Origin of the sequence: Nocardia sp. NPDC050710 (assembly GCF_040654375.1) — a bacterium.
Lineage (GTDB): Bacteria > Actinomycetota > Actinomycetes > Mycobacteriales > Mycobacteriaceae > Nocardia.
Window position 1 is genome coordinate 883,761 of sequence record NZ_JBFAHV010000001.1, and the last position, 25,262, is coordinate 909,022.

Sequence of the window (25,262 nt, forward strand, 5' to 3'; positions counted from 1 at the left end):
TCGATCGAGGCAGATGTTGCCTGGGTCACGTATTCAGCACCGTAGCAACGCGTTCTAGTTCTCGATCGAGAAATTCGGCCACCCTCCATGGCCGATTCAGCCCTCCGCCACAGCGGAATTCGACTCCACCGCGATCAGCGCGGGAGCACGTCCGCCGGAATCGACTGCCGCTCGACAACCCCCGGCACCGTCGCGGGCGCCTCATCATGGAATGTGCCCGCCCGCCAATGCGCCAACCCGATCAGCGCCGTCACCACCAGCGCGCTCAGCAGCGCCGCCACCGCCAATACCGCGAAACCCAGCTGCGCCTGTTCGACCCGATCCTCCATCGGGTGCGCGCCACGCGGATGCCTGACCGCCGGGGTGCGCACCGGACCCCGGCGATACAGCTCGACCGCATCGCCAGGCCTGCTACCGCGCGGGCGTCGATCCGCGAGCGACCGCGGCGCCGCATCGATGGCGCGCAACCCGACCCGACGCGGACGTCGCACCTTCGGCACGGTGTCGAAGGCCGAGTCGACGTCATTGTCGACGACGTCGACGGATGCCAGGGCGGTGGTCGCTGTAGTGATGTCGCGGATCGCGGTGCTCATCGGACAAACCTCCGTAATAGGTGCTGGATGGTGGCTCGAAGGGAGTCGCTGTTCGATCACTTGTTCGAAGAACTTGTGTTCGATTTCTACCACGGAGCCCCGACAAAGTCAGCAGAAACGCCCGACATGCGTCGAACAGATGTTTGAAACATTCGCGTGACCGGACTAAATTCAGGGAGCGACATCATCAACAGGAAGGCGGTTGCCGGTGAGCCACACAGACGACACGGGTGACGAGAGCGGAGTCGGCACCGACCCGTCCCTGACCGGGGCGGATCTCACCGTGCGTCAGCGCAAGGTACTGGAGGTCATTCGTACCTCGGTGAGCGAGCGCGGCTACCCGCCGAGCATTCGGGAGATCGGCGACGCCGTCGGACTCACTTCGACCTCCTCTGTCGCCCATCAGCTCCGCGCCCTGGAACGTAAGGGCTATTTACGGCGCGACCCCAATCGGCCGCGCGCGGTGGATGTGCGCGGACTCGACGAGGCCGTGCGCGCGGTGACCAGCCTGCCCAGTGCCGCGGCCGACGACTCCGGCGCCGCAGCCGATTCCGGACATCCGGTCCCGACCTACGTGCCGGTGCTCGGTCGCATTGCCGCCGGTGGTCCGATCCTGGCCGAGCAGGCGGTGGAGGATGTCTTCCCGCTGCCCCGCGAATTGGTCGGCGACGGTTCGCTGTTCCTGCTGAAGGTCGTCGGCCAGTCGATGGTGGACGCCGCCATCTGCGACGGCGACTGGGTGGTGGTCCGCCAGCAGAATGTCGCGGACAACGGCGAGATCGTGGCCGCCATGATCGAGGGCGAGGCCACCGTGAAGACGTTCAAGCGCACCGGCCAGGATGTGTGGCTGATGCCGCACAATCCGCTGTTCGAGCCGATCCCCGGTAATGACGCGCGCATTCTGGGCAAGGTCGTCACGGTTATCCGCAAGGTCTGAACGTAGACGCGACGACGGGGCAGCGGCAGGAAAGTCGCTGCCCCGCTTCATTTCCGTCGCGAAGCCGGGACTGGCGTAAGCCTCGCCCGCACCCACAGCACCCCGGCCTCATGCCGTTCCTCGCAGACACTGTCAGCCCGGCTTCGACACCGACGGCGGCGGCCCGCGGATTCTCCGGCCGGTTGGTGATCGGCATCGCGACATTCTTCGCGACCGGCATCGCGCTGTTCGCACTCGAACACGAACGATTGGGCCACCGGGCGGTGGGCGCTGCGGGCCCGCGCCCGAATGGACCCGCAACGGCCACACGGCAATCCGGGCGGCCGTTATTTGGTCACCTAGTGAGGGGCCCGGTACGCGGGATACCTCCACCGACAACCCATCGAGCGAGTAACCCACCCAGGGTGCAGAATTGTCTCAGACACGAGAGTCGGCGAATAGAGACGCACCGGAGGACGACCATGCCCGCACCCACCACCCGCACCCTCAACGATCTGGTCACCGAGGGCTGGAGCCGCCTCGCCCGGCTCTACAACTTCCCGATAATGCAGCGCCTCGCCTACCAGCCCCCACAGGACGACATCATCGCCCGGCTGAAACTGTCCGGCGCGCAACGAATCGCCGACGTCGGCTGCGGCACCGGCATCATGGCCGCCCGCATCCAACGCGAGCTCCGACCCGAAGTCGTCTACGGCTGCGACGCCTCCCCCGGCATGCTGCAACAGGCGAAATCCCGCTCGACCCACGTGCATTGGATCAACCGCCACGCCGAGAACCTGGGACTACCCGACAACTCCGTAGACGCCGTCGTCTCCACCCACGCCTTCCACTTCTTCGACCACGCCCCCGCCTTGGCCGAATTCCACCGCATCCTCACCCCCGGCGGCCTCCTCGCCATAGTCCTGAACAACCCCACCGGCAAATTCGCCAAAGCCCTACAGCCACAAGCCGTCCGCGGTCTCGCCTACTTCCCCACCCCCGCCGAAATGCGCACTCTGATCACCGCAGCCGGCTTCACCATCACCGCCCAGCACCCGGTCCACCGCCCCCTGCCCCCGGCCCTCATTCCCGACATCCTGACCGTCGCACGACGAAACTGATACCCGCCGATCCACCATCGGCAAACCCGAACCCAGCGCTCGGATGCGGAGTCCACCACTCCACACCATCGACGCCGCACACACCGCCCGGGAACCACTGGATGCCACGCAAGCATCCCTCGAATCCCGCGCACCCTGAACGATTTCCGCCGATCCGCTCAATGGCCCCGCATATGCGGGGAACACGAGGGCCGGCGTCGGCTCACCGTTTGCTCCCCGAGCAGATGTGATCGCCCGCAAGGCCGATCGAACCCCGGGCACGCAATGTTCGAGACTCAACGGCACGGGACAACCAGCGCTCGGCACGCGGGCCGAGTGCAGTCGGCGCTGTCTCAGCTACCACGCGACCGCGCATGGCTCACTAGCAGAATCGGCACCATACTGTCTCAGCCAGAGAGCTAAAACCGACCGGTAGACACGCACATTTCTGCGTACGTCGACGCGTGACAACAACCTGTTACGCTCCAGCAAGTACCGGATTCATGTGATCTTTGCCGCATCCAGGCAGTGCTCAGCTCCACTGTGATTCAGCTAATCTCTGGCTCCGGATGGTGCTGAACCTGCGGCATCAGGCGTTGGGGGGCCGGGGGCGCAACCGCTGCCGTGTACAGCCGCCACACTTCCCAAAACAAAGGAACCACACCCTTGCTTCGGACGCTGACCCGGATCTTGGCGGTCCTGATCACTCTGCTCTCAGCGGGTTCGCTGATGACGACCGCAGCCGCCGACCCGCTGTATCCCACCCCCGACCCCGACCCGTTCTTCGCCCCACCCAGCGACCTGGACGGGATGGCGCCCGGCGATGTGGTGCGCACGCGTCATATCAATACCGGTCCCTACATCGGTACAGAGGGCTGGCAGGTGGCGTTCCGCTCCACCAACTCCGGCGGCAATCCCATTCTGGCCGTGACGACGGTACTGCTCCCGATGGGCGCGAAGAATCCTCCGCTCGTCTCTTATCAGGCGCTGATCAATTCATTGGGCACCAAGTGCAATCCGTCGCGGTCACTGTTCAACGGCGAACTGCAGGATTCGGCCGGAGCCATGCTCCCGATCATCCGCGGCTGGGCGGTATCGCTGCCCGACTACCTGGGTCCCAACGTGGCCTATGGTGCGGCGAAGCTCAGCGGCATGGTCACCCTGGACAGCGTGCGGGCTGTCCAGCGGGCCGAGGAGATCGGCCTCGCCGACTCGCCGGTCGCGATTGCCGGTTACTCCGGCGGCGGTATGGCCGCGGCGTGGGCAGCCGCATTGCAGCCGACCTACGCGCCGGAGCTGAATCTCGCCGCGGTCGTCGCGGGCGGTATCCCCGCCGACCTCGAGCAGATGGCCCGGGGCCTCGGCTTCGAACCGCATCCGGGTTTCGGTCTCGCCTTCGCCGCCGCCATGGGCCTGGAACGCGAGTACCCGGACCGACTTCCGGTCTCCGCGCAGCTCAACCACACCGGCCTCTGGTTCCGCGATTTCACCCAGAACGAGTGTCGCCGCTTCCTACTCTTCCACGGCGCCCTCCGCAGCGCCGAGCAATTCGCCGCGTCGAAGAGCTTGATGGACAGCGCGGAAGCCAAGGACGTGCTGCACGAGAACAGTCTCCGTCGCTTCTCCGGAACCCCCACCGCCCCGATGTATCTCTGGCATGGCGTCTACGACACCCTCACGCCGTTCGACTCCGTCAAGGAGGTGGCGGACCGCTACTGCCAGGACGGTACCCCGCTGACCTTCGTTTCCTACGACATCGCCGAGCACATGACGACCGCGGTCGTCGGCTTCCCCGACGCGTGGAACTACATCGAGTCCCGCTTCCGTAACGAGCCGGTGCCTGTCCACTGCTGAGACAGCCGCATGCCCGGCCGATCTGCATCAACCGACGGGTAATCGATGGGCAACCGACTGGGACATGGACACGGAACAGGGCGAGTGCACATGGTGCGCTCGCCCTATTCCGAAGCGCGACCATCGCTTCCGACCCGAGTCCGAGCGTTCGGGCCGGAGTTCCGTGGTCGCCGACCCGGGCAACCACGTCACGGAATGAGGAGCATTCCGAGGAAGCCGTTGAGCGCGGCAACGAGCTCGATCACGAACTGCGGGATCATGACATTCCTTTCCGACTCAGAATGGGTACACGGCCCTGCCCGAAAATCTTGATCCGGCAAGAACTTCGACAGGTTCTCATCGCCTATTCGTCGCGACGAACAGCGAGGATGGGAACACATGTCAGAATCGGAAAATCTCCGGCACACCCGCGTCTGCCACCGCGGCCGTCACGGGGCGCTGCGGCCCACTGTCTCAGCTACCATCGGTCGAGCATGTCCGAAGCCCGAGCCTCGTCGCACACCGTCCGAGGTAGGAACGTCGAAGCTCCCTGGCGGACACCCAGATTCATACTATGTCGCCGCGCAACACTATCTTGTTACCCCCAGTAGCAATCCTGGTCATGTGATCTATACCGCACCCAGGAAATGCTCAGTACCAATGTGATTCAGCTAATCTCTGGACCCGTGGTGCCGAATCTGCGGCATCCGGCGTCGGGGCCGGGGGCATCATCGCTGTGGTGCGCAGCTGCCGCGTTCCTCTTGACAGCAAAGGAAATATACCCTTGCCTCGGACGCTGACCAGGATCTTGGCGGTCCTGATCACTCTGCTCTCAGCGGGTTCGCTGATGACGACCGCAGCCGCCGACCCGCTATACCCGTCCCCCGACCCCGACCCGTTCTTCGCCCCGCCCAGCGACCTGGCCACGAAGGCGCCCGGCGATGTGGTGCGCACTCGTCGCATCGACACCGGCCCATACGTCGGCACCGAAGGCTGGCAGGTGGCGTTCCGCTCCACCAACTCCGGCGGACGTCCCATCCTGGCCGTCACCACCGTGCTGCTGCCGGTGGGCGTGCAGAACCCTCCGCTGGTCTCCTACCAGGCGCTGATCAATTCGCTGGGTACCAAATGCAATCCGTCGCGGTCGCTGTTCAATGGCGAACTGCAGGACGGGGTCGGCGCCATGCTCCCGATCGGCCGCGGCTGGGCGATCTCGCTGCCCGACTACCTCGGCCCGAATGTCGCCTACGGTGCGGCGAAGCTCAGCGGTATGGTCACCCTGGACAGCGTGCGAGCCGTGCAGCGCGCCAAGGAGATCGGTCTCACCAACTCCCCCGTCGCCATTGCCGGCTACTCCGGCGGCGGCATGGCTTCCGCCTGGGCCGCCGCACTCCAGCCGACCTACGCGCCCGAATTGAAGCTGGCCGCGGTGGTGGCCGGTGGCATCCCCGCCGACCTCGAACAGATGGCCCTGGGCCTCGGCTTCGAACCGCATCCGGGTTTCGGCCTTGCCTTCGCCGCCGCCATGGGGCTAGAGCGCGAGTATCCGCAGCGGCTGCCGATCTCCGCGCAGCTCAACAACACCGGCCTGTGGTTCCGCGACTTCACTCATGACGAGTGCCGCCGCTTCCTGCTGTTCCACGGCGCGCTGCGCAACGCCGATCAGCTCGCCGCGTCGAAGAGCCTGATGGACAGCAGGGAAGCCCGAGAGGTTCTGTATGAGAACAGCCTCCGCCGTTTCTCCGGTACTCCTACCGCTCCGATGTATATCTGGCAGGGCATCTACGACAGCCTCACCCCCTTCGACTCCGTCAAGGAAGTCGCGGACCGCTACTGCCACGCCGGAACCCCACTGACCTTCGTCCCGTACGACATCGCTGAACATATGACCACCGCGGTCGCCGGCTTCGCCGACGCCTGGAATTACGTCGAGTCCCGCTTCCACAACGACCCGGTCCCCGTGCGCTGTTGACAGGGCCTGCAACTTTCAGCAGGCAACCGACTGGGACACGTAGCTGATCGAGGGCGAGCGCACAGGTTGCGCTCGCCCTTTCGGTCCGTACCAACCGGTTTCGACCACCGATACCAGACGGGAGCCCGAGCGTCTGGTCAAGACCAAGGGGTTGTCGGCCGGGGCTGCAACTCGTCGTCCAGGAACAGGTCCAGGCGCTCGGTGAAGAACGCCACCATGTCGCGGACCTCGATCGCGTCGGTGAGGGGGTAGCGGTAGGTCCAGGCGACGTCCGCGACGGTCTCGTCACCGATCCGAGCCGACCAGTACGTCGCCTCGCCCTTGTACGCGCAGAGCGAGGTCGTTTCGGATTCGATCAGCAGGTCGGTGCGAATATCGTCCCTGGGCAAGTAGTAGCGCACCGGCAGGTAGGTCTCGAACAACATGCGTGGTCGTTCGCTCTCCCCGAGCACCCATCCCCCGCATTCGACCCGGACGAGCTGCGAACTCCGCCGCACGTCGATCCGCTTGAACGGGTCACGTGGATGCCCGACGATCGGCTCTTCCTCCTCGAGCCACCCGTCGAAACCGGCGAAATCCAGTACGACGTACCCGGCCACCCCGGGATCCGCGAGCTGGAAGCCGACACCGACCCGATCACCACCCGGGGTCCGCAATGTCCGCGGTTCACCCGCACATGTATGGACCGCGAAAGGTGTCCGCGGATCGAGGACGGGCGGCCCACCGGCCTCCACTCGAACCGGATTCGTCGGGCCATCGGCCGACTCGGGCGCAGGCAGCATTTCGACCAGCACATCGTCGACCGGAACGGCGTACGACGGCACCAACCGGCTCGGTTCCCACACCAGGATCGCCCGCCGCGAATCCACCACAGCCGTGCCGTCCACCACCGCACGCACCCGCTTCGCGGTCGGCTCGTACCGCAGTTCCCCCAGCGAGCGCATAAACAGTTGCCCCAGCTGAAGCACCATTCCGACCATGCTCCTCGGGGCCGGACACCAGGTCAACCGACGAGCCGCTCCGCCGGAGCATCGCTCGGGTCGAGTTTTCCCGGCAAGGCGCGCCGGTCGCCTGGGTATCCTCCATCGCGATCACGCCGAAATCCCACCGTGGCGGAGTCCCGTCGACTTCCGCAGCTCACCCGACTGCCCTTCGCAGGACAATGGAGCCGTGACGGACTTGGTCTGGTACGCCTCATACGGCTCCAACATGCACCGCAGCCGCATGCAGTGCTATCTGGCAGGCGGTACCCCCGAAGGCGGCGCCATCACCCTTCCCGGCTGCCGCGACCACTCGGACCCGCTCCGATCCGTCCCGCTCCTTCTCCCCGGCCTCCTCTACTTCGCCACCGAATCCCTGACCTGGACCGGCGGCCGCGCCTTCTACGCCCCCGACACCCCCGGCGAAACCGCCGCCCGCGCCTACCTACTGACCACCGCCCAGTTCTCCGACATCATCGCCCAAGAGATGTACCGGCCCCCCGGCACCGACCTCGACCTCACCGAGACCGTCACCAACGGCCGCACCACCCTCGGCCCCGGCCGCTACGAAACCCTCATCCGCGCAGGCACTCTCGACGGCCACCCCATTCTGACCTGCACCGCCCCCTGGCACCACACCGACCTCCCCGGCAATCCCCCCGCCCCCATCTACCTCCGCCACCTGGCCGCCGGTATCACCGAATCCCACGCCTGGCCCGTCGACCGAATCGCCACCTACCTGGCCACCCGCCCCGGTGCCGACCTGAAGTGGACACCCGATTCCGTTGCCGCCGTCCTCGACTGGTAACCGGTCGGAAGCGCAAGAGCGCACCGGTGTGGGGACGACGGCCGAAGTCTCGGTCCCTGACCTGGTTCGCCTTCCGTCGGACTTTCGCGACTACGGGCGGTCGAACCGCCGTCCTGAACTCCGGCGGTGAAAGCCGCCCGTTCGGCGGGGTGAAATTCACCGGGCGAGGCCAGGACCGAGCGCTCGGCTAGCCGGATGGCAGAGTGACTGTTCAGCGCCCGTGCCGGATTCACGTCCTGGTTCCGGGGTGTTACCGGGTTGCGAGCGGCGGTCGATGCAGAACCAGTTTGGTGGTGTGGGCGACGTAGGCGGTAGGGGCTTCGTCCCAGTCGGCGAGCAGGGTGGTGACTTGTTCGGCGGGGAAGCCCGTGCGGGCGACGAAGTCGAGGAGGTCGGGTATGACCGGGCGGGTATGGGAGACACCGATTTTCAGGGTCGCGTCGCTCGCGTACATGTGCATGAGCGGCACTTTCGTGCCAGGCGGCAGGTAGTAGCCGACCGGTGTGCAGATCCCGCCCGGTTCCAGGGCGCGTAGTCCTGCGTCGACACCGGCGGCGGTGGAGGTTCCTTCGACGACGATGTCGTAGCGGCGATCCGGTATGTCGGTCCGCCGTAACTTGCCCTTCCGCGCGGGATGCGCTCGGGCACCCAGCTTTTCGGCGATTTCGAGGCGTTCCACGCGGTGGTCGACATAGTCGACGGTTTCGGCACCGTGCGCGACCGCCAGTCCGGCGGCGTAGAGACCGATGCTCTGGGCGGCGCCACCGAGGATGAGCACGGATCCACCCGGACGTTGCGCCAGCGATGGAACGATGCAGCGCCAGGCGTCGGCGAGGTTGTCACTGGCGGCGGCGACGCGCAGCGGATCGAGCCCGTCCGGTAGTCGGACGAGCATGTGGTCGGCATAGGGGATGCGGAGCCGATCGGCGACCATCCCGCCCCAGGGGCCGCTGGCGGGTCCGAATCCGAACGCGGCCAAGGTGCTGGTGCGGGTGGTGGCGCATTTGGCCGTCAGCCCACGGGCGCATTCGCGGCAGCTGCCGCACGACACCGCCCACGGCACGACCACATAGTCGCCCCTGCGCACATTTGTGACGTCCGCGCCGGTGTCGATGACCTCGGCGATGCATTCGTGTCCGATACCGAACGGGCCCTGGAACGGCACCGGACCGCAAATGGTCGCGACCACCGGATCGATGAGCCCGGCGCGGATGCCGATCTGCATGGGACGGGAGACGTGACGATGGATGGGCATGGTGTCGCCGTCGCAGCGGCCTGCCACGAAGGGGCGCACGATCGCATCCCCGGCGTGCTGTAGTGCCGGGTCGGGGCGTTCGCGCCATTCGAGTCGGCCGGTGCGGATGAATTGCAGCTCTCGCATCAGCCGCGCTGGCCCGCCGCCAAGGCCGCGAGTTCGGCGAATCGGACGACATTGCCTGCCGCACCCCAGGTGCCTTCGGGCTGCTCGTGAATGAGAACCCACACCCGCAATGCGTCGCTGTCACCGAGCCCGGCCGCGGCGAGGACTTCGGCGGTGACCTGGCTGATCATGCCTTCTTTGCGCCGGTCCGACAGTGCGCCCTCGGGCACGGTGATATCGACCCGGAACCGCGGCAGATCATCCTCGGCGCTGACGAAGGCGCCCTCAGGTACCTCGTCGATCCGGCTCCAGGCCAGCGCGCGGAAGAACGCGGTATCCGGGGCGCCTTCCCATTTCAACAGCGTGGCGGCAAGCGTCTGTTGCAGGTCGCGGCGCTTTTCGGTGGTGAGCACCCCGGTGGGCAGGGTCAGTTGGATCATCGGCATTTCGGACTCCCTTCGAGCGTTATAACGACTGTTATAACAGTGGAGACGGTACGCTATGACAGTCGTTATGAGCAAGGAGGTGGGCGGTGGCGGAATCGCCGCAGGCACGGGAGCGGATGGTGGCCGGTGCGGCCGATATGATCCGTCGCCGCGGCCTGAACGCGACCAGCGTGCGGGAGTTGGCCAAGCACTCCAACACACCGCTGGGGTCGACCTATCACTACTTCCCCGGCGGAAAGTCGCAACTAGCGGTCGAAGCCGTGCAATTCGCCGACGCGTTGGCCGCCCGTAAGCTCGCCAAGGAACTACCCGCGGGACCGGTCAACGGCCTGCGAGCCTTCGTTGACATGTGGCGAAAAGTAGTGCTGGACAGCGATTTCCAGGCTGGATGCCCAGTTCTCGCGGTCGCCGTCGAAGATCCCGCCGACGACGGCGACGCACCCCAGCGGGCCGCCGCCACGGCGTTCCGGAACTGGACGACGCTGCTGGCCGACTCGCTGCGCGCCCACGGGGCAAGCGATATCGACGCCGAGCAGACGGCCACGGTGATCGTCGCCGCGATCGAGGGCACAGTCGCGATGTGCCGGGTCGAACGCAGCACCCGCCCACTCGACCAGACCGTCGATAAGCTCGAACTCCTCGTCCGCGCGGTGACCGGCGCGGAGGCGACCTGAAGCCCGACCCGGATTATCCACGCGCATGGGGAGCTACGACCCGACGACGGTCTCGTGGATGATGCGATCCGGACCGTCCCCGCATGCGCGGGGAGCACCCTGGCCGCAGCGAGAACATCGGCGGTTACCTGGGATCATCCCCGCAGGCGCGAGGTACACACGAATGGCAGGGCGACCCCGCCGGACCGGCGCTCACACGCCCGGGCCACCGCCACCGTAGCCGTCGTGCTCGCCGCCCGCCGAACCACCGCCGCCGGGACCAGGACCACCCGGCCCCGGTTGGTGCGGGCCGCCGTAGCCCGGGGCTACGCCCGGCCCGCCCGGTACGCGACCCTTGGACCGGCGGGTCAGCAGCACGACGATCAGCGGAATACCGATCGCCACCAACGCGATCAGCCCGAGGACGGCGAGCCAGACCAGATACCGGCTGAGTTGCAGGACTCTGTCCGACGCCGGCGGCGGCTCGGGAGTGGGGTTACCGACTTGCGCCAGAACATCACAGGCGGTGGCGAGAATCATTGTCGTGCTGCCGATCTGCTCAACGCGGTAACAAGAGTCCTCGACGAATCGTATCGGCGTACCGGAGCGATGGGAATGCCCGACGGCGGTCGGCGCCGAGCGGCCGAACCCATTTTGGCCCCGCCCAGGACATCGAGATGTCCGAGCCAGGGCAGAGTCGTATGCGGCGGAAGGTCCCCCGCATACGCGGGAAGCACCCGGAAACAAGCGAACTCCGGTCGACCGTGGTACACCCACCGCCTACCGGAGTCCGAAACCCCGAGCAATCAGGACAGTTTCAGTGACCGCCCGATGATCTCCTTCATGATCTCGGTGGTTCCGCCGTAGATCGTCTGGATGCGAGCATCCATGTACGCCTTGGCGATCGGGTATTCCTTCATGTATCCGTACCCGCCGTGCAACTGCAGGCAGCGGTTGATGAGGTCGAGCTGTTCCTCGGTGCTCCACCACTTCGCCTTGGCGGCGTCTTCGACGGAGAGCTTCCCCGCGTTGAGGTCTTCGATGAAGCGGTCGACGAGGACACGGACGGCGGTGGTCTTGGTGGCCAGTTCGGCGAGGACGAAGCGGGTGTTCTGGAGGGCGCCGATGGGCTTACCGAAGGCCTTGCGGTCGCGGACGTACTGGATGGTCATGTCCAGGCAGGCTTCCATGGCGGCGGCGGCCATGACGGCGATGGACATGCGCTCCTGGGGCAGGTTCTGCATGAGGTGGATGAAGCCCATGCCTTCGGTGCCGAGCAGATTCTTACCGGGGACGCGGACGTCGGTGAAGCTGAGTTCGGCGGTGTCCTGCGCCTTGAGGCCGATTTTGTCGAGGTTGCGGCCGCGCTCGAAGCCGGGCATGCCGCGTTCGACGACGAAGAGGCTGAAGCCCATGGCGCCCTTGTCGGGGTCGGTTTGGGCGACCACGATCACGATGTCGGCGTTGATGCCATTGGTGATGAAGGTCTTGGCGCCGTTGAGGATCCAGTCGTCGCCGTCGCGGACCGCGCGGGTTTTGATGCCCTGGAGGTCGGAGCCGGTGCCGGGTTCGGTCATGGCGATGGCGGTGATGATTTCGCCGGAGCAGAAGCCGGGCAGCCAGCGCTGTTTCTGCTCGTCATTGGACAGCTCGAGCAGGTACGGCGCGATGACGTCGTTGTGCAGCGAGAAGCCGAGCCCCGAGTACTGGCCCTTGGTGACTTCCTCGGTGACCACCGCGTTATAGCGGAAGTCCTCGACCCCGCCGCCGCCGAACTCCTCCGGCACGGCCATGCCGAGGAAGCCCTGCTTGCCCGCCTCGAGCCACACACCGCGGTCGACAATGCCCGCCTCTTCCCACTGCGCGTGGTTCGGCGCGACGTGCTGATCGAGAAACTTGCGGAACGACTCCCGAAACAGATCGTGTTCGGGTTCGAACAGTGTGCGCTCCACACCAACCTCCTAGTGACCACACCGGCCGGTCCACACCGACCCGTCGTTGTCACATACGGTACCCGGAACGAGAACGGCAGTTCACTTCTGGTCTCGAAATTATTGCCTCACCTGGTGCTGACCCGCGTTGTCGCCGCAATTGATCACAAACACGACGACCAGTTGGACGGGCAGGCCGAGCCCCCGCGCGAGCACCGGCCAGGACCGTTTCCACGCGTCCTGCCAGTAGCCCAGGAGTGGGTGCCGGTGGGCGTGAAATCGTGGAGATGCCCGCGATCGCGTTGGTGGCGCTGGTGCCGAGGCCCGCGTCGATCAGCGGCGGGAGTTCTCCGGTGAGGAAGGTTTCCACCTGTTGCGCCCCAGCGTGCGATCATCGTCGACACGGGAGCCGTCGGATGAGCGCGGCGTGGCGAGCGGCGAACCCGAGGCGAGTGCTTCATCGGATCGGATCCGAAAGCCCGCTGCCGCAGAGATATCGGACTCGGCGGGCGATAACGACCGAAGACGAATGTGTCCGAATCGACCGGATCGGCAGGTCCGGTGGTTCAGACCGGCAGCAGGGCACGCAGCCGTCCGGCGAGGGTACGGCCGGAGTCTCGTTCGCGTTCGGTGAAGAGGAATGTCAGTTCCTCTTCGAGTGCCTTACGGACCACATCGCGCAGTTCGGAGGCGGCCGCGTCGAGGTCTTCCGCGTCGCGCCACGGGGCCGGGTCGATGGGGGCGCCCGCGGAGAAGTAGAAGCGTTCCGGGCGCGGAATGGGCGTCGGGCCGACGCCGCGGATCAGCGGCGGGGTCAGATCCGGCTTGAGGCCGAGCGCCTCGACGGTCCAGCGCAGTGGGCGCAGCGCCGGGTGATCGCCATCGACGACGATGTCATAGGCATCGTCCACGCCGATCATGCCGACCGGCACGATAGGAGCGCCCGCCTCGATCGCCATCCGCGCGAACCCGGTCCGGCCCTCCCACTTCAGCACGTACTTCTCGCCCTTGCGGCGTACTGCCTCGCGGCCGCCACCGGGGAAGACCATGACCGCGTCGCCACGGGCCAGCAGCGCCGCGCAGTTGTGGCGATTGCCGCGGACTGCACCGTAGCGGTGCAGGAAATGCCGCAGTCCGGGCACGGCGATCAATACATTCTCGGCGAGTCCGCGGATCACCCGGCCGCGTTTGCGCAGTACCTCGGGAAATAGCAGCGGTGCGTCGATGCCGCCCATCAGATTGTGGTTGCCCACCAATAGCACCGGACCCTCGGCCGGAATGTTCTCCAGACCGTAGAAACGCGGACTCGTCCATGCGCGCAACGGCGACAGCAGCGTCTCGATCAGTCGGATATCGGCATCGCCCAGCGAGATGTCGAGCGGTGCACCGTCGGACAGAATTGCCTTGGCAGGCGAGGATTCAAGCATCGGTGTCCCCATCGAATGTCGGATCCCAGCACATCGTCGTAGTGGAATGAAATAACCCCTGCGCCGCAGAAAGATACGGCCTCGAGGGACACGTTACCGCATCGGATTGAAACAGGTTGCACCGAATGGGAACCGGGTGACGGGAGGCGCAATGCGACAGAACGGAGGACCCGGTCGCCGACGCAACCACGGAGCGTGGCGCTGGCGCACCGAAGTTCGTTGGTACCGAACCGAATCCGCTGCACGGTTGCGATCGCCGACAGCGCCGACCGAGATCATCGAACCAGCGATTCACCCGATGTCGGCCGGGCTCGAAACCGAACTCTCCACCGCCCGCGACCGTGGGATCCGTCGAAATGTGGGGAATCCGACATCCGGCGCCGAAGGGTCGGTGCACCCCGGTTCGCGAGGTCAGGTCGGCTGCCGGACACCCACGAGTTCGACGAGGAATCGCTCGACCTGATCAGGCAGCGGCGGCCACGGCTGGTCGGGTTGATTCAGCCGCATCGACACCGCCCCGTGAACGGCGGCACGCAGGTCGAGCGCCACGGCGGCGGCGTCATCCACCGGGACCGAACCGGCATCCATACATCGTTGCACTGCCGCGACAGTTCCATCGGCCAACTGCTGTTTGAACGCCATATCCGTGCGCTGGTTGAGCGTGCTCTCGTGCAGGACCTTGTACAGGCCCGGATGCCGATGGGCCCATGCACCGAGAACCAGTGTGCGAGCACGCAACCGGTCCACCGGATCGCTGCCGGACGCTTCCGCGTCGGCCATCGCCCGCATCAATTCGTCGTGGCAGCGATTCAACACGGCGAGGACCAGTTCGTCTCGGTCGGCGAATGGCGGCTCCCGCAGGGGAACCGCCATTCGGGTCTTCGCCGAACGATCAGGCCTGAGCTACCCCATCGGTGCCGCCGGCGTGCGCGTATTCCGACAGCGCCGCGGCCAGGGAGTGCGGGACGCGGGCGTGCACCCGGGTGCCGCCTTCCTCGTGAGTGGAGTCGGCGATGCGGCCGTCGGCGTGGATGCGCGCCAGCAGATCCCCGCGGGTGTAGGGCAGCAGGACGCTGATCTCGACATCGAGGCCGCCGAGTACATCGGCCAGCCGGGCGCGGAGATCATCGATGCCGACACCGGTGCGGGCGGAGACGAACTCCGAATCGGGGAGCATGCCGCGCAGGCGGGTCAACTCGTTCGGGTCGATGGCGTCGACCTTGTTGACCACCAGCAGCTCCGGCGGCGCGGCGGCGCCCTGCTCCTTGATCACATCGGTGATCACCTCGCGGACCGCCTTGATCTGATCGAACGGCAACGGGTCGGAGCCGTCGACGATATGCAGCAGCAGGTCGGCGCCGGTGACCTCCTCCAGGGTGGAGCGGAATGCCTCGACCAGCTGGGTCGGCAGATGCCGCACGAAGCCGACGGTGTCGGTGAAGACGACCTCGCGGCCGTCGTCCAGTGCGGCGCGACGGGTAGTCGGGTCGAGGGTGGCGAACAGCGCGTCCTGCACCAGCAACCCGGCGCCGGTCAGGGAGTTCATCAGGCTCGACTTGCCCGCATTGGTGTAACCGACGATGGCGACCGACGGAACGCCGCTGGAATTGCGGCGCGCTCGCTTGGTGTCACGCGCGGTCTTCATCTCACGAATCTCGCGACGCAGCTTGGCCATTCGCTCACGAATGCGCCGACGGTCGGTCTCGATCTTGGTCTCACCGGGACCACGCAGGCCCACGCCGCCATTGCTGCCCGCGCGACCACCGGCCTGCCGGGACATGGACTCACCCCAGCCGCGCAGCCGCGGCAGCATATATTCCATCTGCGCGAGCGCGACCTGCGCCTTGCCCTCGCTGGAGGTGGCATGCTGGGCGAAGATGTCCAGAATCAGCGCGGTCCGGTCGATCACCTTGACCTTGACGACCTTCTCCAGCGCGGTCAGCTGCGCGGGGGTCAGTTCACCGTCGCAGATCACCGTGTCGGCGCCGGTCTCCAGGACCACCGCCCGCAGTTCGTCGGCCTTGCCCGAACCGATGTAGGTGGCGGGGTCCGGCTTGTCGCGACGCTGGATCAACGCCTCGAGCACCTCGGAACCCGCGGTCTCGGACAGCAGCGCCAGTTCGGCCATGCTCGCCTCGGCCTGGGCCGCGGTGCCGGAGGTCCACACCCCGACCAGCACGACGCGCTCCAGTCGCAGCTGCCGGTACTCGACCTCGGTGATGTCGGTGAGCTCGGTGGACAGGCCCGCGACACGACGCAGCGAACTACGGTCCTCGAGCTGTAGTTCACCGGCGGTCGGCTCAGCGGCCCACCCGGAATGGCGGGTGCCCTTCAACTGCTCGTCGCGGGCTCGCATACGGGCGGCATGTTCGGCCACCACGTCGCCGGAGTCCACAGCGTCATCGGCCGCGTCGACGAAGGTGTCGTCGGCGGCCGGATTGATATCGAAAGTCTCTGAATTCCTCATACACCATCTATGCTGCCACGTTTACCGGGTCGAGCGCATTCGGATATCCCCCGGCGTACCCCTTGCGGGCGGCCCGCCGCCCGATTCCTCATGCGGAGAGGTCGGGATCGAGCGCCTCGTGGCCACCGGATTGGTCCAGCTGCGCCTGGTCGTCCGACGACTCCGCACCCGGGTCGGTCGTCCCGCCCTCGGATGACGCACCGGATCCCGACAGCGTCGTATCGGTTCCGCGGGCGAGAACGACGCGCACCAGATCGATGACGAACTCGAGCGGGTTCGGATACGCTTTCGTATACGCCGTCGCCTTGGTCAGCCCGGTCGGACCGTGCTTCTCGAGAACCTTTTCTCCCCAACGAATATGGGCGCGGTATGCCAGAAACGCCAAGGCCGACAATATGACAGCGGTTGCGCAGACGATCAAGAGCGTGATGGACACTTCGACTTCACCATCCTCGGGTGCAGATGAGGTTCTTGCGGTAAAACAAGATTCCGTCCACCACCCGATCTCGGTCAAAAACTCTCATGGACGCGCATACCGCGACTCAATGAGTGGTACCCGATGTTTCCGTCATGCCCCCCATACGCCGCAACCCGCTGCGGTCGACAGCTCGCTGTCATCACACCGGTCTCTGAATATGCTGTACTACAGTGCATTTGATTCGCTGTTGCGCGATCATTGAATCTCCGTTACGGCTCAATGAGTTTCATTGACGTTGTTGCCCGAGCGGCGCTAGCTTCGGTCGCACGGGAGGTTCGAATGCCAACAACGCGACGGTGGACAATAGGTGTCGGAGCCTACGACGACGACGCCGTCCACACACTGCCCGGCCAACTCGATCTATTGCGCGCACTCCACGATCTCGGTGATCCAGGCGTCGCACTTGTCTACCGGCTACGCGCAGAAATGGATGAGGACGACGAACTGGTCGTTCTTTTCGATCTGTCCTGCGTATCCGCGTCACACGCCCACCTGGACGAGGCACAGTCCCAGTCGCTGCGGACGCTGGGGCAGGTCGCGCTCTTGCAGGCCTACAACCTGCACCGATCCGTGCAACCGGGGAACAAGCCGGGACTACGGCATCTCCGAATCGTGCCGCGGAGTTCCGGCGGCACCGGCTTGCCGATCAAGTCGGACTGGGCAGGAGTCGTCGACCTGGTGCGCTCGCGCGGCCAGGAGCTGTCGATCGAAATGGTGTGCACAGTGGTCACCGACCTGCAGAAACTGCCCGCGGATACCCGCGAACCGTACGCCATCAGCCGGGATGCGGGTACCGACATGTTCTCGGCGTCCGCGCGGGTGGTCCACGAGATCGATTCGCGCATCATGATGACGACGACGATCCATTCCCCGGACGAAATCGACCAGGTCTTCGGCAGGGCGCTGGGGCGCACCATCCTCGGGACACCGGTCGAACTGCGGCCGATACAGCGCTTCAGCTACTTTCCATCGATCAAGGGCGGCGGACTGTTCGGCTATCCGGAGGAGATCTTCCGCGCGTGGCACGCGCCCTACGGCAATATCCAGGGGCGCGGTCTCGGCGCGCAGAAGGCGACCAGCCTCTCCATCCGATTCCGCAAATCGATCATCGGCGAGGGCTCCGCCGTGGGCACCGCCATCAGCCTCGGGCCGCGATTCGACTCGACGGTCGACATCCGTATCGGTGCGGCGGATCGGGCCAAGCACCTGTACATCATCGGCAAGACCGGGTCCGGGAAGACGAACCTGTTGAAGAACATCGCGCTTCAGGATGTTCAGTCCGGACACGGGGTAGCGATCATCGATCCGCACGGTGAGCTCTGCGATCACATCATCGAGCACGCGGGCGACCGGCTCGACGATATCGTGCTGTTGGACTTCGGCGAGCGTGAATACTTGCCGACCATCAATCCACTCACGATGGATGTCCGGGGCGAGAACGATTACAAGCTCGCGGTCGAGGAGCTGTTGCAGGTCATTGTTCGTAGGTCGTTCAACGAGTTCACCGGGCCGGTATTCGAAGACACCACGCGGATGATGTTCTACAGCGTGTTCAACCAGCACATCCGTGGCGACGCCGATCCGACGATCCCGCTCGCCGTGGAGTTGATGCGGACGGGACGCCTGCGCGGCTGGGTCAAGGATCAGCTTCGCGAAGTCGACGTCGAACTGTGCGAGCAGTGGGAAACATTCGACAACATGCTGTCGACGTCGGTCGCGGAGAATGCCCGGTGGGTGAACGCGAAGTTCGCCGACTTCGCGAATGGCTCGGCATTGCAGCGGCTGACCGCGACGCCCGGATCGAAGCTGTCCATCGACGAGGTGTACGAGCAGGGCAAAATTCTACTGGTCAAGCTGCCCGAGACGACGGTCGGACTATCGGCTACGAAATTCCTGGGGTCGATCATCTTCACCCGGCTCTACCGTGCGGCGCGCAGGGGGGATCCGGATAGCCGGCGACCGTTCTACATCCACGTCGACGAGTTCCAGCGTTTCGTCGGAGATGAACTGGAGGAACTCGTCGCCGAAGCACGCAAGTTCAAAATCTGCCTGACCTTCGCACATCAGAATCTCAAGCAGCTCGAATCGTTCTCGAAATACGAGGGCTCGGCGAGTGCCCGGCTCGCCGAAGCGATCTTCTCCAATGTCGGCTCGATTATCGCATTGCGCACTTCGGGCGCGGACGTCGGCAAGATCGCGCAGGAGTTCAGCATTTCCGAGCGCGCCGTCCGCAATGTCGGACAATACGAGGCCATTGCCCGTTGCTCACTGGGCGGCACCGAGCAACCGGTATTCACATTGCGGATCCCGCCCGCCGTATCGCGTCCGGACGAAACCTCACGAGCGTGCGTGCGGCAACGCATGATCGACGCCGGATTCTGGTCGAGTAACGAGGTGCTCGCCCGGGCGGACGACAGGTTGGAGGAACTCAGGAAGAAGGCAGCGGTGAAGAAGAAACCCCCTGCCCCACCGACCACCAAACCGGCCACCGTAGCGGGACCGGGACCGGCGAAATCCGCGCCAGCCGGTGGATCGTCGATGTTGGATGAATGGCTACAGAAACGCGAGCAGGCGAAGCGTGCGACCAATGCGGCGAGCGGACCGCCCGACCTCGACCCGAGCAAGAGCGATTCCAAAGGAGACCCAGCATGAGTATGCCCGATATCGAAAGTGGCGGAGAGCGTATCAATCCGGCCCTGCGCGAAGCACTCGAGCTACTTGATTACGAAATCGAGACCCGACTCGAAGAGATCGCCGAACGAGTACATCTGCCACGCGAGCAGGTTCTCGCACTCAGCGTACTTTTCTTCGCGACCCAGTTGGAGATGAGGGATAGCGGAAAAATGGTGGTCGTCTGCGCGCGCCCGGCCACCGCGTACGAGGATCCGCTGCAGGCACTGTTCGCCGAAGCACCTACGCAGCAGTACCAGGAGATCTACGACCAGGTCCTGGCACCGCAGGAGTGACCCGTGTCCGAAGACGTAGAACGCTTCAATCGCCAGGCGCGTGCGATCGATCGCCGTGCCAGGACCGCCAAGCAGCCGAAGCCACGGTATACCGATTCACAGCCCTTCAGAAACTGCCAGGTGACCGGATCCGGCCAGGCATCGTTTCCGGCAACTGCGCGCAATGAATGGGGGTTGAAGGACGGCGGCACCGTCCACAGCGCACATATCCAGGACTATGTCATCACCGTGCGGGGCGGCGCCTGGTCCGAGATTCTCTTGTCATGGCAGATCGACGTACTTCTCGCGCAGGACCTACAACGTGAGATCAACAGGCGTCGCGACTATGGCTGATACCGCATTGATCGATCGGTGGGGCTACTCGATGCTGCTGACAGGCCGCATCCCGAAGGCGACGGACGGGTCGGAGTTCGCACGGTTCGTCGTCTGCGAACGCGAATTCCTGCGATTCGTCCGCGCCGTCGGAAACGCTCCCAATGATCCGGATCCGCCCTTCTTGATCAGGCTGCTCGACACGCTGAGCAAGCAATCAGGCAATGCGATTCCGGCCGGGATGTTGTACGCAACCCTGTTGGCACCGAGTCAGATCTCCTATCTGCACGGTATCGACCTGACGGTGGCCCGGATCGACCCCGACCGCGTCGGCTGGCTACCCGACTTCCAGCACCGATACTCGATCTCGGCAGCTGAGGCCGAGAGCCTCCTTGTGGCCAAACAGACCGATGTGCCGCTCCTCTGGTGCACCAGGGGCCTGCATCCCTGGTCGCGAAAGGCGATCGATCGGATCGATTGCAAGGTAATGGAATTGGATCATGTTTGCCCAGATGTGGTCGTGCCCGAGACGTGGCTTCGACACGATTGAACCGAGAAAGGGAAGGGTCGATGTTCCACCTCGATGATGAGTTCCTCCGCAGAGTCGGCCTCGATAAGATGGCCGACGAAGATAAGAAGGCATTTCTCACACATATCTATGAGGAGCTCGAGCTACGGGTCGGCACGAGCCTTTCGAGCGGAATGTCCGACCGGCAGCTCGAGGAATTCACCAAGATCATCGATGGCGATGAGCCGACGATCGTCGGCTGGCTCGAGGCGTACACGCCGCAATTCGAGAACGACAAACTCTTTCAAACCATGTGCGCACGCACCGGCCGTGCACCGTCCGACCTGACGCTCATCAGGGAATACGTCGCGACCAAATGGCTGGAGATCAACCGGCCCGACTACCGAGAAGTCGTCGCCGCAGCGCTATCCGGTATCGAGGACGAGATCCGAGCCAACCGGGACAAACTGCTGGACGAAGGTGACGACCCAGTGGGCACGCCCGCCTGACCCGATTACGAGGGCTGCCACCACTGCTCGGCGATACTGCCGGTGGCGACCAGTTCCGACGGACCACGCAGCCAGGCCTCGCCCCTGTCGATGCCGACGGTAACGGCGCCGCCGGGGACGCGGATTGTCACCTCGTCCGTGCCGACGGCGATGTCGAAGCCCTCGGTGGCCAGAGCCGCGGCTGCCGCGGCGACGGTTCCCGTTCCGCAGGAACGGGTTTCGCCGACGCCGCGTTCGTAGACGCGCATGTCGGCGGCGCGATCGGGGCCGAGCGGGGTGAGGATTTCGATATTGACGCCGTGCGGGAAGAGGTCGGGGTCGAAACCGGGCGGGACGGTGAGGTCGAGTTTGGCCAGGGCCTCGGCCGACAGATTGGGGTCGACGCAGGCCAGGTGCGGGTTGCCGACGTCGATGCCGATGCCGGGGTAAGCCCAGCCGGTGATGGTCGCGGTCGAGGGGCCGAGTTGGCGGACCGGGCCCATCGCGACGGTGACCTCGCCGTGCACCGGGCCGCCCGCGTGCACGGTGACGGGGCGGGCGCCCGCGCGGCTGCCGACGACATAGCTGTCCCGTGATTCCAGCCCCGCGGCCGCGAGGTAATGGGCGAAGACCCGCACACCATTGCCGCACATCTCGGCGATGGAGCCATCGGCATTGCGGTAGTCCATGAACCAGTCCTCGACGGCGACATTCTCGGGGATCGTCTCCAGGACGCCCGCGTCGCGCAGCGCGCCCGCGCGCGCCACGCGCAGCACGCCATCGGCGCCGAGGCCGCGCTGGCGGTCACAGAGGGCAGCGATGCGGTCCGCGGTCAGGTCCAGGCGCACGTCGAGGTCTGGCAGCACCACAAAATCGTTCTGGGTGCCGTGCCCCTTGGTGAACTCGATGTCCGCCACGTCTGTGTTCTCCCTGGTTTGTCGACTGTCCGGTCTTGATTATCCGGATCCTCGATTATCGGTGTATTCGGCTGCCCGGTGCGCGGGGCCTCCGGTAGCCGGTTGTCCGCTCGGCAGCTCACGGATCCGGAGCAGGTTGTCGGATCCTCGGGCGTCCACGGTGCGGGTAGTATCGCTTACCGGGCAAACGTCCGGCGCTGCCGGGAAATTTCGTACAACGCCACGGCCCCCGCCGACGGCGCCCCCAGTGAGCTCGCGGTGCCGCCCATCGGAATGGAGACCAGGTCGTCGCAGGCTTGCTGCCAGGCCGAACTCATGCCGCTGGTTTCATTGCCGACGATGAGGATGGTTGCCTCGGTGAAGTCGTGGTCGAAGATCGGATGGGTCCCGTTCTCGTCGGTGCCGACGATGCGGGTGGGGATGCCGCGCTGAATCTGGCGATCGCGGAAGGCCAGCACCTGGGCGGCGCCCGCGGCACGGAAGACCGGCACCGCGAACAACGATCCGGTGGAGGCGCGTACCGCTTGCGGATCGTACTGGTCGGCGCCGTGGCCGGTGACGATCACGGCGCAGGCGCCGAACGCGTCCGCCGAGCGAATCAGCGTGCCGAGGTTGCCGGGCGAATTGGGGCGGTCGAAGACCACGACGACGGGCGCGTCCTCCCCGGGTTCCCCCGGTTCGAAGGTGTCGAGTTCATTCGATCGGGAGATCGCGACCGCCACGACTTCCGGTATGCCCGTGGATTTTTCGCCGAGCTCGGCCATCAGCTCGGGCACCAGCCCGACGCACGGCACATCGGCGGTATCGAGCAGTTCGCGCGCCCAACCGGACAGATCGGGGGTACCGAGCCGGTAGAGCAGGGTCTCCAGCGGCCAGTCGTTATCCATGGCCTGGGTGATAGGGCGCACGCCCTGCACCAGGAAGCGACCATCCCGATTGCGAGTGGCCCGGTTGTTCAGATACGCCTGCCAGACCTGGACGGACGCATTGCGGGTGCTGACCCGACGGGCCGCGTGATCGCCTGGGGGACGGCCGGTCCCACCCCGGCCCGGTCGGGAGCGGGGAGATTCCTGATTCATCGCCGCACGCCTCCCTGCCGGGGATTCGGCCCCCGGCCGTACTGTCCGATCACCTGCTGGTCCGTTCCGTCGAGTCGAGCAGAGATAACGCCGTTGCGGCAAGGTCGGGGTCGGCGCCGTTCACCCAGTGCACGCGGGGGTCACGGCGGAACCACGAGCGCTGTCGTCGCACATAGCGCCGGGTGCCGATCAGGGTGCGTTCCCGCGCGTGGTTCAGGTCGTATTCGTTGTCGAAGTAGGCGAGGACTTGCGCATAGCCGATGGCGCGACGCGCGGTGACGCCCTCACGCAGGCCCAGCTCTATCAGTCCGCGGACCTCGTCGACGAGTCCGCTGTCGAACATGAGCGCGGTCCGCTGCTCGATGCGGGCGTCCAGTTCCGCGGTATCCCGATCCACACCGATAATGATTGTCCCCCACCGTGGTTCGCCGATGGTAGGGGCCGACGCCGCGAACGGGCGTCCGGTGAGTTCGACCACCTCCAGCGCGCGCACCATGCGACGGCCGTCGGTGGGCAGGATCGTCGCCGCGGCCGCGGGATCGGCCTGCTTCAGTGCCTCGTGCACCGCGACCACACCGCGTTCGGCCAGCAACTCCTCCCAGCGGGCACGCACGGCGGGATCGGTGGCCGGGAAATCCCATTGGTCCAGTAGCGCTTGCACATACATCATCGAGCCGCCGACGATGATCGGCGTGTGGCCGCGCGCCATAATCGCTTCGACGTCGCGGGACGCCGCGCTCTGATAGGCGGCGACGGTGGCGTATTCGGTCACGTCGAGCACATCGAGCTGATGGTGCGCGATGCCGCGGCGTTGGGCGGGCGGCAGTTTCGCGGTACCGATATCCATCCCCCGGTACAGCTGCATGGCGTCGATGTTCACGATCTCGCCGCCCAGCCGTTCGGCCAGATCCAGCCCGAGATCGGACTTCCCGGTAGCCGTCGGGCCGACCACCGCGATCGGTGTAATCCCCGAATCCGTCACGCCGCCACCCCTGCGGTCCGGACGTGCGGGCTCATTTCGCACCGCCCGGGCGCCATACGCTGACGTGATAGCCGACGCCGAAGGGAGCGTCCCGGTAGTGCGTTACCACCGTCGGGTCGGTCGGATCGGCCCCGAACAGACCGGCCAGGGCCTGGTAGGCGGCGCGGCCCGAGACGGACAGCTCCGCGCAGAGCGAGGGGTCCAGAGCGAGCAGACCCGCACGGTCACCCGCGCTCAGCGCGCGATCGAGGTTCTCCTGAACCTCCGCGGCACGCTCGTCGAGATAGCCCGGCGCCTTGAGCGACAGGGTGGCAGCGCCGTCCGCGACGACCAGTACACCGCGCGGCACGTCGTCACTGTCCAGTTCCGCGCGCAGCTTGGCGCCCAGTTCGGCGCAATGGTCGGCGGGGCTGTCGGCGGCGACGAGCCACGCCTCGACGTGGGCGCGCGGCGCGACCTGTCCCCGCAACCATCCAGCGATCAATACCGGCAGGGGAAGCTGCGGATCCGGCGGCGCCACCGTCACATCGTCGAGCGCGACCCGCACGTCCACCCCGAAACCACGGAATGTCCCGACCGTCTCCGGCTCGATGACCTGGTCAGCGGCACCGGAACCGAGCACCGTCCAACGTTGCGCCACCCCGGCGAGCGCACCTGCCGCCGACAAGACGGCCGCACGCAGCACAGCGGGCGGATCGGCCGGATCCGCTCCGCTCGAGTGCGCGACACCGCCACCGAGCTCGGGAACCAGGATCGGCGGCGACGGGACCAGGGCCGCAATGGAGAACACCACGTAACGGTAGCCGTTGCCCGTCGGTGCGGTGCGCACCGCCGGTACCGGCCGCCGTGGTACCCGGCTTCGAGTGTCTCTGCGTCATTTCGGGCCGAGATTGATAGTGTCGAGGTGCTACAACCCAGGTCATCACGGGTTGATATCCCTGGGAAAAACCCGTGGGAGGGCGTGGATCGATGGTCTCGAGGGCTCAAACCGGGTTGAATGGGATGAGCTAGAGCGTAACCAGGCAGCCGTGACGCGCGGCAGGGAC

General features: G+C 65.8%; 25 protein-coding genes and 1 pseudogene. 11 read left to right on the forward strand and 15 right to left on the reverse strand.

Annotation, left to right across the window (positions count from 1 at the left end):
* Positions 1-134: 134 nt before the first annotated feature.
* On the reverse strand, positions 135-593 hold the full coding sequence (locus tag AB0H61_RS04090) for a hypothetical protein (RefSeq protein WP_357298941.1): 459 nt from the start codon (positions 591-593) through the stop codon (positions 135-137).
* 262 nt (positions 594-855) lie between these two features.
* Between AB0H61_RS04090 and lexA the strand changes: the two genes are divergently transcribed.
* The 4 genes from lexA (at position 856) to AB0H61_RS04110 (ending at position 6,414) form a co-directional block, all read left to right on the forward strand.
* Positions 856-1,530, forward strand: coding sequence for a transcriptional repressor LexA (gene lexA / locus AB0H61_RS04095; protein ID WP_357299853.1), 675 nt, complete (start codon positions 856-858; stop codon positions 1,528-1,530).
* A 461-nt stretch (positions 1,531-1,991) separates the two neighbouring features.
* On the forward strand, positions 1,992-2,630 hold the full coding sequence (locus AB0H61_RS04100; protein ID WP_357298943.1) for a methyltransferase domain-containing protein: 639 nt from the start codon (positions 1,992-1,994) through the stop codon (positions 2,628-2,630).
* A 708-nt stretch (positions 2,631-3,338) separates the two neighbouring features.
* Positions 3,339-4,463: a lipase family protein gene (locus AB0H61_RS04105; protein WP_357299856.1), complete on the forward strand. Its 1,125-nt coding sequence runs from the start codon at positions 3,339-3,341 to the stop codon at positions 4,461-4,463.
* A gap of 826 nt (positions 4,464-5,289) precedes the next feature.
* A complete protein-coding gene (locus tag AB0H61_RS04110; RefSeq protein ID WP_357299858.1) occupies positions 5,290-6,414 on the forward strand; it encodes a lipase family protein in 1,125 nt (374 codons plus the stop codon).
* 137 nt (positions 6,415-6,551) lie between these two features.
* On the opposite strand, the gene AB0H61_RS04115 is transcribed toward AB0H61_RS04110, so the two are convergent.
* Positions 6,552-7,385 carry a DUF427 domain-containing protein gene (locus tag AB0H61_RS04115; RefSeq protein ID WP_357298946.1) on the reverse strand — a complete coding sequence of 278 codons (834 nt, stop codon included), beginning with the start codon at positions 7,383-7,385 and terminating at the stop codon, positions 6,552-6,554.
* 199 nt (positions 7,386-7,584) lie between these two features.
* On the opposite strand from AB0H61_RS04115, the gene AB0H61_RS04120 reads away from it, so the two are divergent.
* Positions 7,585-8,202, forward strand: a complete 618-nt coding sequence (locus AB0H61_RS04120) for a histone deacetylase (RefSeq protein WP_357298949.1) — start codon at positions 7,585-7,587, stop codon at positions 8,200-8,202.
* Between the two features lie 250 nt (positions 8,203-8,452).
* Here the strand turns inward: AB0H61_RS04120 and AB0H61_RS04125 are convergent, their stop codons facing one another.
* Both AB0H61_RS04125 and AB0H61_RS04130 read right to left on the reverse strand, forming a co-directional pair.
* Positions 8,453-9,583, reverse strand: coding sequence for an alcohol dehydrogenase catalytic domain-containing protein (locus AB0H61_RS04125; protein WP_357298951.1), 1,131 nt, complete (start codon positions 9,581-9,583; stop codon positions 8,453-8,455).
* Positions 9,583-10,008 carry a tautomerase family protein gene (locus tag AB0H61_RS04130; protein ID WP_357298952.1) on the reverse strand — a complete coding sequence of 142 codons (426 nt, stop codon included), beginning with the start codon at positions 10,006-10,008 and terminating at the stop codon, positions 9,583-9,585. Before AB0H61_RS04130 ends, AB0H61_RS04125 begins: the two co-directional genes overlap by 1 nt.
* 86 nt (positions 10,009-10,094) lie before the next feature.
* On the opposite strand from AB0H61_RS04130, the gene AB0H61_RS04135 reads away from it, so the two are divergent.
* The gene (locus tag AB0H61_RS04135; RefSeq protein ID WP_357298955.1) at positions 10,095-10,682 is read left to right on the forward strand and encodes a TetR/AcrR family transcriptional regulator; all 588 of its coding nucleotides are present in this window, start codon (positions 10,095-10,097) and stop codon (positions 10,680-10,682) included.
* Positions 10,683-10,874: 192 nt separating this feature from the next.
* Here AB0H61_RS04135 and AB0H61_RS04140 read toward each other — a convergent pair whose 3' ends face one another.
* From AB0H61_RS04140 to AB0H61_RS04170, 7 genes and pseudogenes are all read right to left on the reverse strand, one after another.
* Positions 10,875-11,201 (reverse strand): hypothetical protein, encoded by a 327-nt coding sequence (locus AB0H61_RS04140; protein ID WP_357298957.1) that lies wholly within the window; start codon positions 11,199-11,201, stop codon positions 10,875-10,877.
* A 266-nt stretch (positions 11,202-11,467) separates the two neighbouring features.
* Complete coding sequence (locus AB0H61_RS04145; protein ID WP_357298959.1) at positions 11,468-12,613, reverse strand: acyl-CoA dehydrogenase family protein; 1,146 nt, start codon at positions 12,611-12,613, stop codon at positions 11,468-11,470.
* Positions 12,614-12,875: 262 nt separating this feature from the next.
* Positions 12,876-12,988, reverse strand: a pseudogene (locus AB0H61_RS04150) (alpha/beta hydrolase-fold protein); the annotation flags it as partial.
* Positions 12,989-13,158: 170 nt separating this feature from the next.
* The gene (locus AB0H61_RS04155; RefSeq protein WP_357298961.1) at positions 13,159-14,019 is read right to left on the reverse strand and encodes a lysophospholipid acyltransferase family protein; all 861 of its coding nucleotides are present in this window, start codon (positions 14,017-14,019) and stop codon (positions 13,159-13,161) included.
* A gap of 411 nt (positions 14,020-14,430) precedes the next feature.
* Positions 14,431-14,892: a TetR-like C-terminal domain-containing protein gene (locus AB0H61_RS04160; protein ID WP_357298964.1), complete on the reverse strand. Its 462-nt coding sequence runs from the start codon at positions 14,890-14,892 to the stop codon at positions 14,431-14,433.
* Positions 14,893-14,911: 19 nt separating this feature from the next.
* A complete protein-coding gene (gene hflX, locus AB0H61_RS04165; protein ID WP_357299861.1) occupies positions 14,912-16,375 on the reverse strand; it encodes a GTPase HflX in 1,464 nt (487 codons plus the stop codon).
* A gap of 199 nt (positions 16,376-16,574) precedes the next feature.
* Positions 16,575-17,000, reverse strand: a complete 426-nt coding sequence (locus tag AB0H61_RS04170) for a hypothetical protein (protein ID WP_357298965.1) — start codon at positions 16,998-17,000, stop codon at positions 16,575-16,577.
* Between the two features lie 243 nt (positions 17,001-17,243).
* Here AB0H61_RS04170 and AB0H61_RS04175 point away from each other — a divergent pair, with 243 nt between their 5' ends.
* The 5 genes from AB0H61_RS04175 to AB0H61_RS04195 are packed head-to-tail and all read left to right on the forward strand — an operon-like array spanning position 17,244 to position 21,259.
* Entirely contained in the window at positions 17,244-19,616 is a 2,373-nt protein-coding gene (locus AB0H61_RS04175) for a type IV secretion system DNA-binding domain-containing protein (RefSeq protein ID WP_357298968.1), read from the forward strand.
* Entirely contained in the window at positions 19,613-19,930 is a 318-nt protein-coding gene (locus AB0H61_RS04180; protein ID WP_357298971.1) for a hypothetical protein, read from the forward strand. Before AB0H61_RS04175 ends, AB0H61_RS04180 begins: the two co-directional genes overlap by 4 nt.
* 3 nt (positions 19,931-19,933) lie before the next feature.
* Positions 19,934-20,263 (forward strand): hypothetical protein, encoded by a 330-nt coding sequence (locus AB0H61_RS04185; RefSeq protein ID WP_357298973.1) that lies wholly within the window; start codon positions 19,934-19,936, stop codon positions 20,261-20,263.
* Entirely contained in the window at positions 20,256-20,792 is a 537-nt protein-coding gene (locus AB0H61_RS04190; protein ID WP_357298976.1) for a hypothetical protein, read from the forward strand. Before AB0H61_RS04185 ends, AB0H61_RS04190 begins: the two co-directional genes overlap by 8 nt.
* Positions 20,793-20,812: 20 nt before the next feature.
* Positions 20,813-21,259 carry a DUF5663 domain-containing protein gene (locus tag AB0H61_RS04195; RefSeq protein ID WP_357298979.1) on the forward strand — a complete coding sequence of 149 codons (447 nt, stop codon included), beginning with the start codon at positions 20,813-20,815 and terminating at the stop codon, positions 21,257-21,259.
* A gap of 5 nt (positions 21,260-21,264) precedes the next feature.
* Here the strand turns inward: AB0H61_RS04195 and dapF are convergent, their stop codons facing one another.
* The 4 genes from dapF to AB0H61_RS04215 form a co-directional block, all read right to left on the reverse strand.
* Complete coding sequence (dapF, locus tag AB0H61_RS04200) at positions 21,265-22,146, reverse strand: diaminopimelate epimerase (protein WP_357299862.1); 882 nt, start codon at positions 22,144-22,146, stop codon at positions 21,265-21,267.
* A 185-nt stretch (positions 22,147-22,331) separates the two neighbouring features.
* Positions 22,332-23,234 carry a TrmH family RNA methyltransferase gene (locus AB0H61_RS04205; RefSeq protein ID WP_357298981.1) on the reverse strand — a complete coding sequence of 301 codons (903 nt, stop codon included), beginning with the start codon at positions 23,232-23,234 and terminating at the stop codon, positions 22,332-22,334.
* Positions 23,235-23,283: 49 nt separating this feature from the next.
* A complete protein-coding gene (gene miaA, locus AB0H61_RS04210; protein WP_357298984.1) occupies positions 23,284-24,216 on the reverse strand; it encodes a tRNA (adenosine(37)-N6)-dimethylallyltransferase MiaA in 933 nt (310 codons plus the stop codon).
* 31 nt (positions 24,217-24,247) lie between these two features.
* On the reverse strand, positions 24,248-25,006 hold the full coding sequence (locus AB0H61_RS04215; protein ID WP_357299865.1) for a hypothetical protein: 759 nt from the start codon (positions 25,004-25,006) through the stop codon (positions 24,248-24,250).
* Between the last annotated feature and the right edge of the window lie 256 nt (positions 25,007-25,262).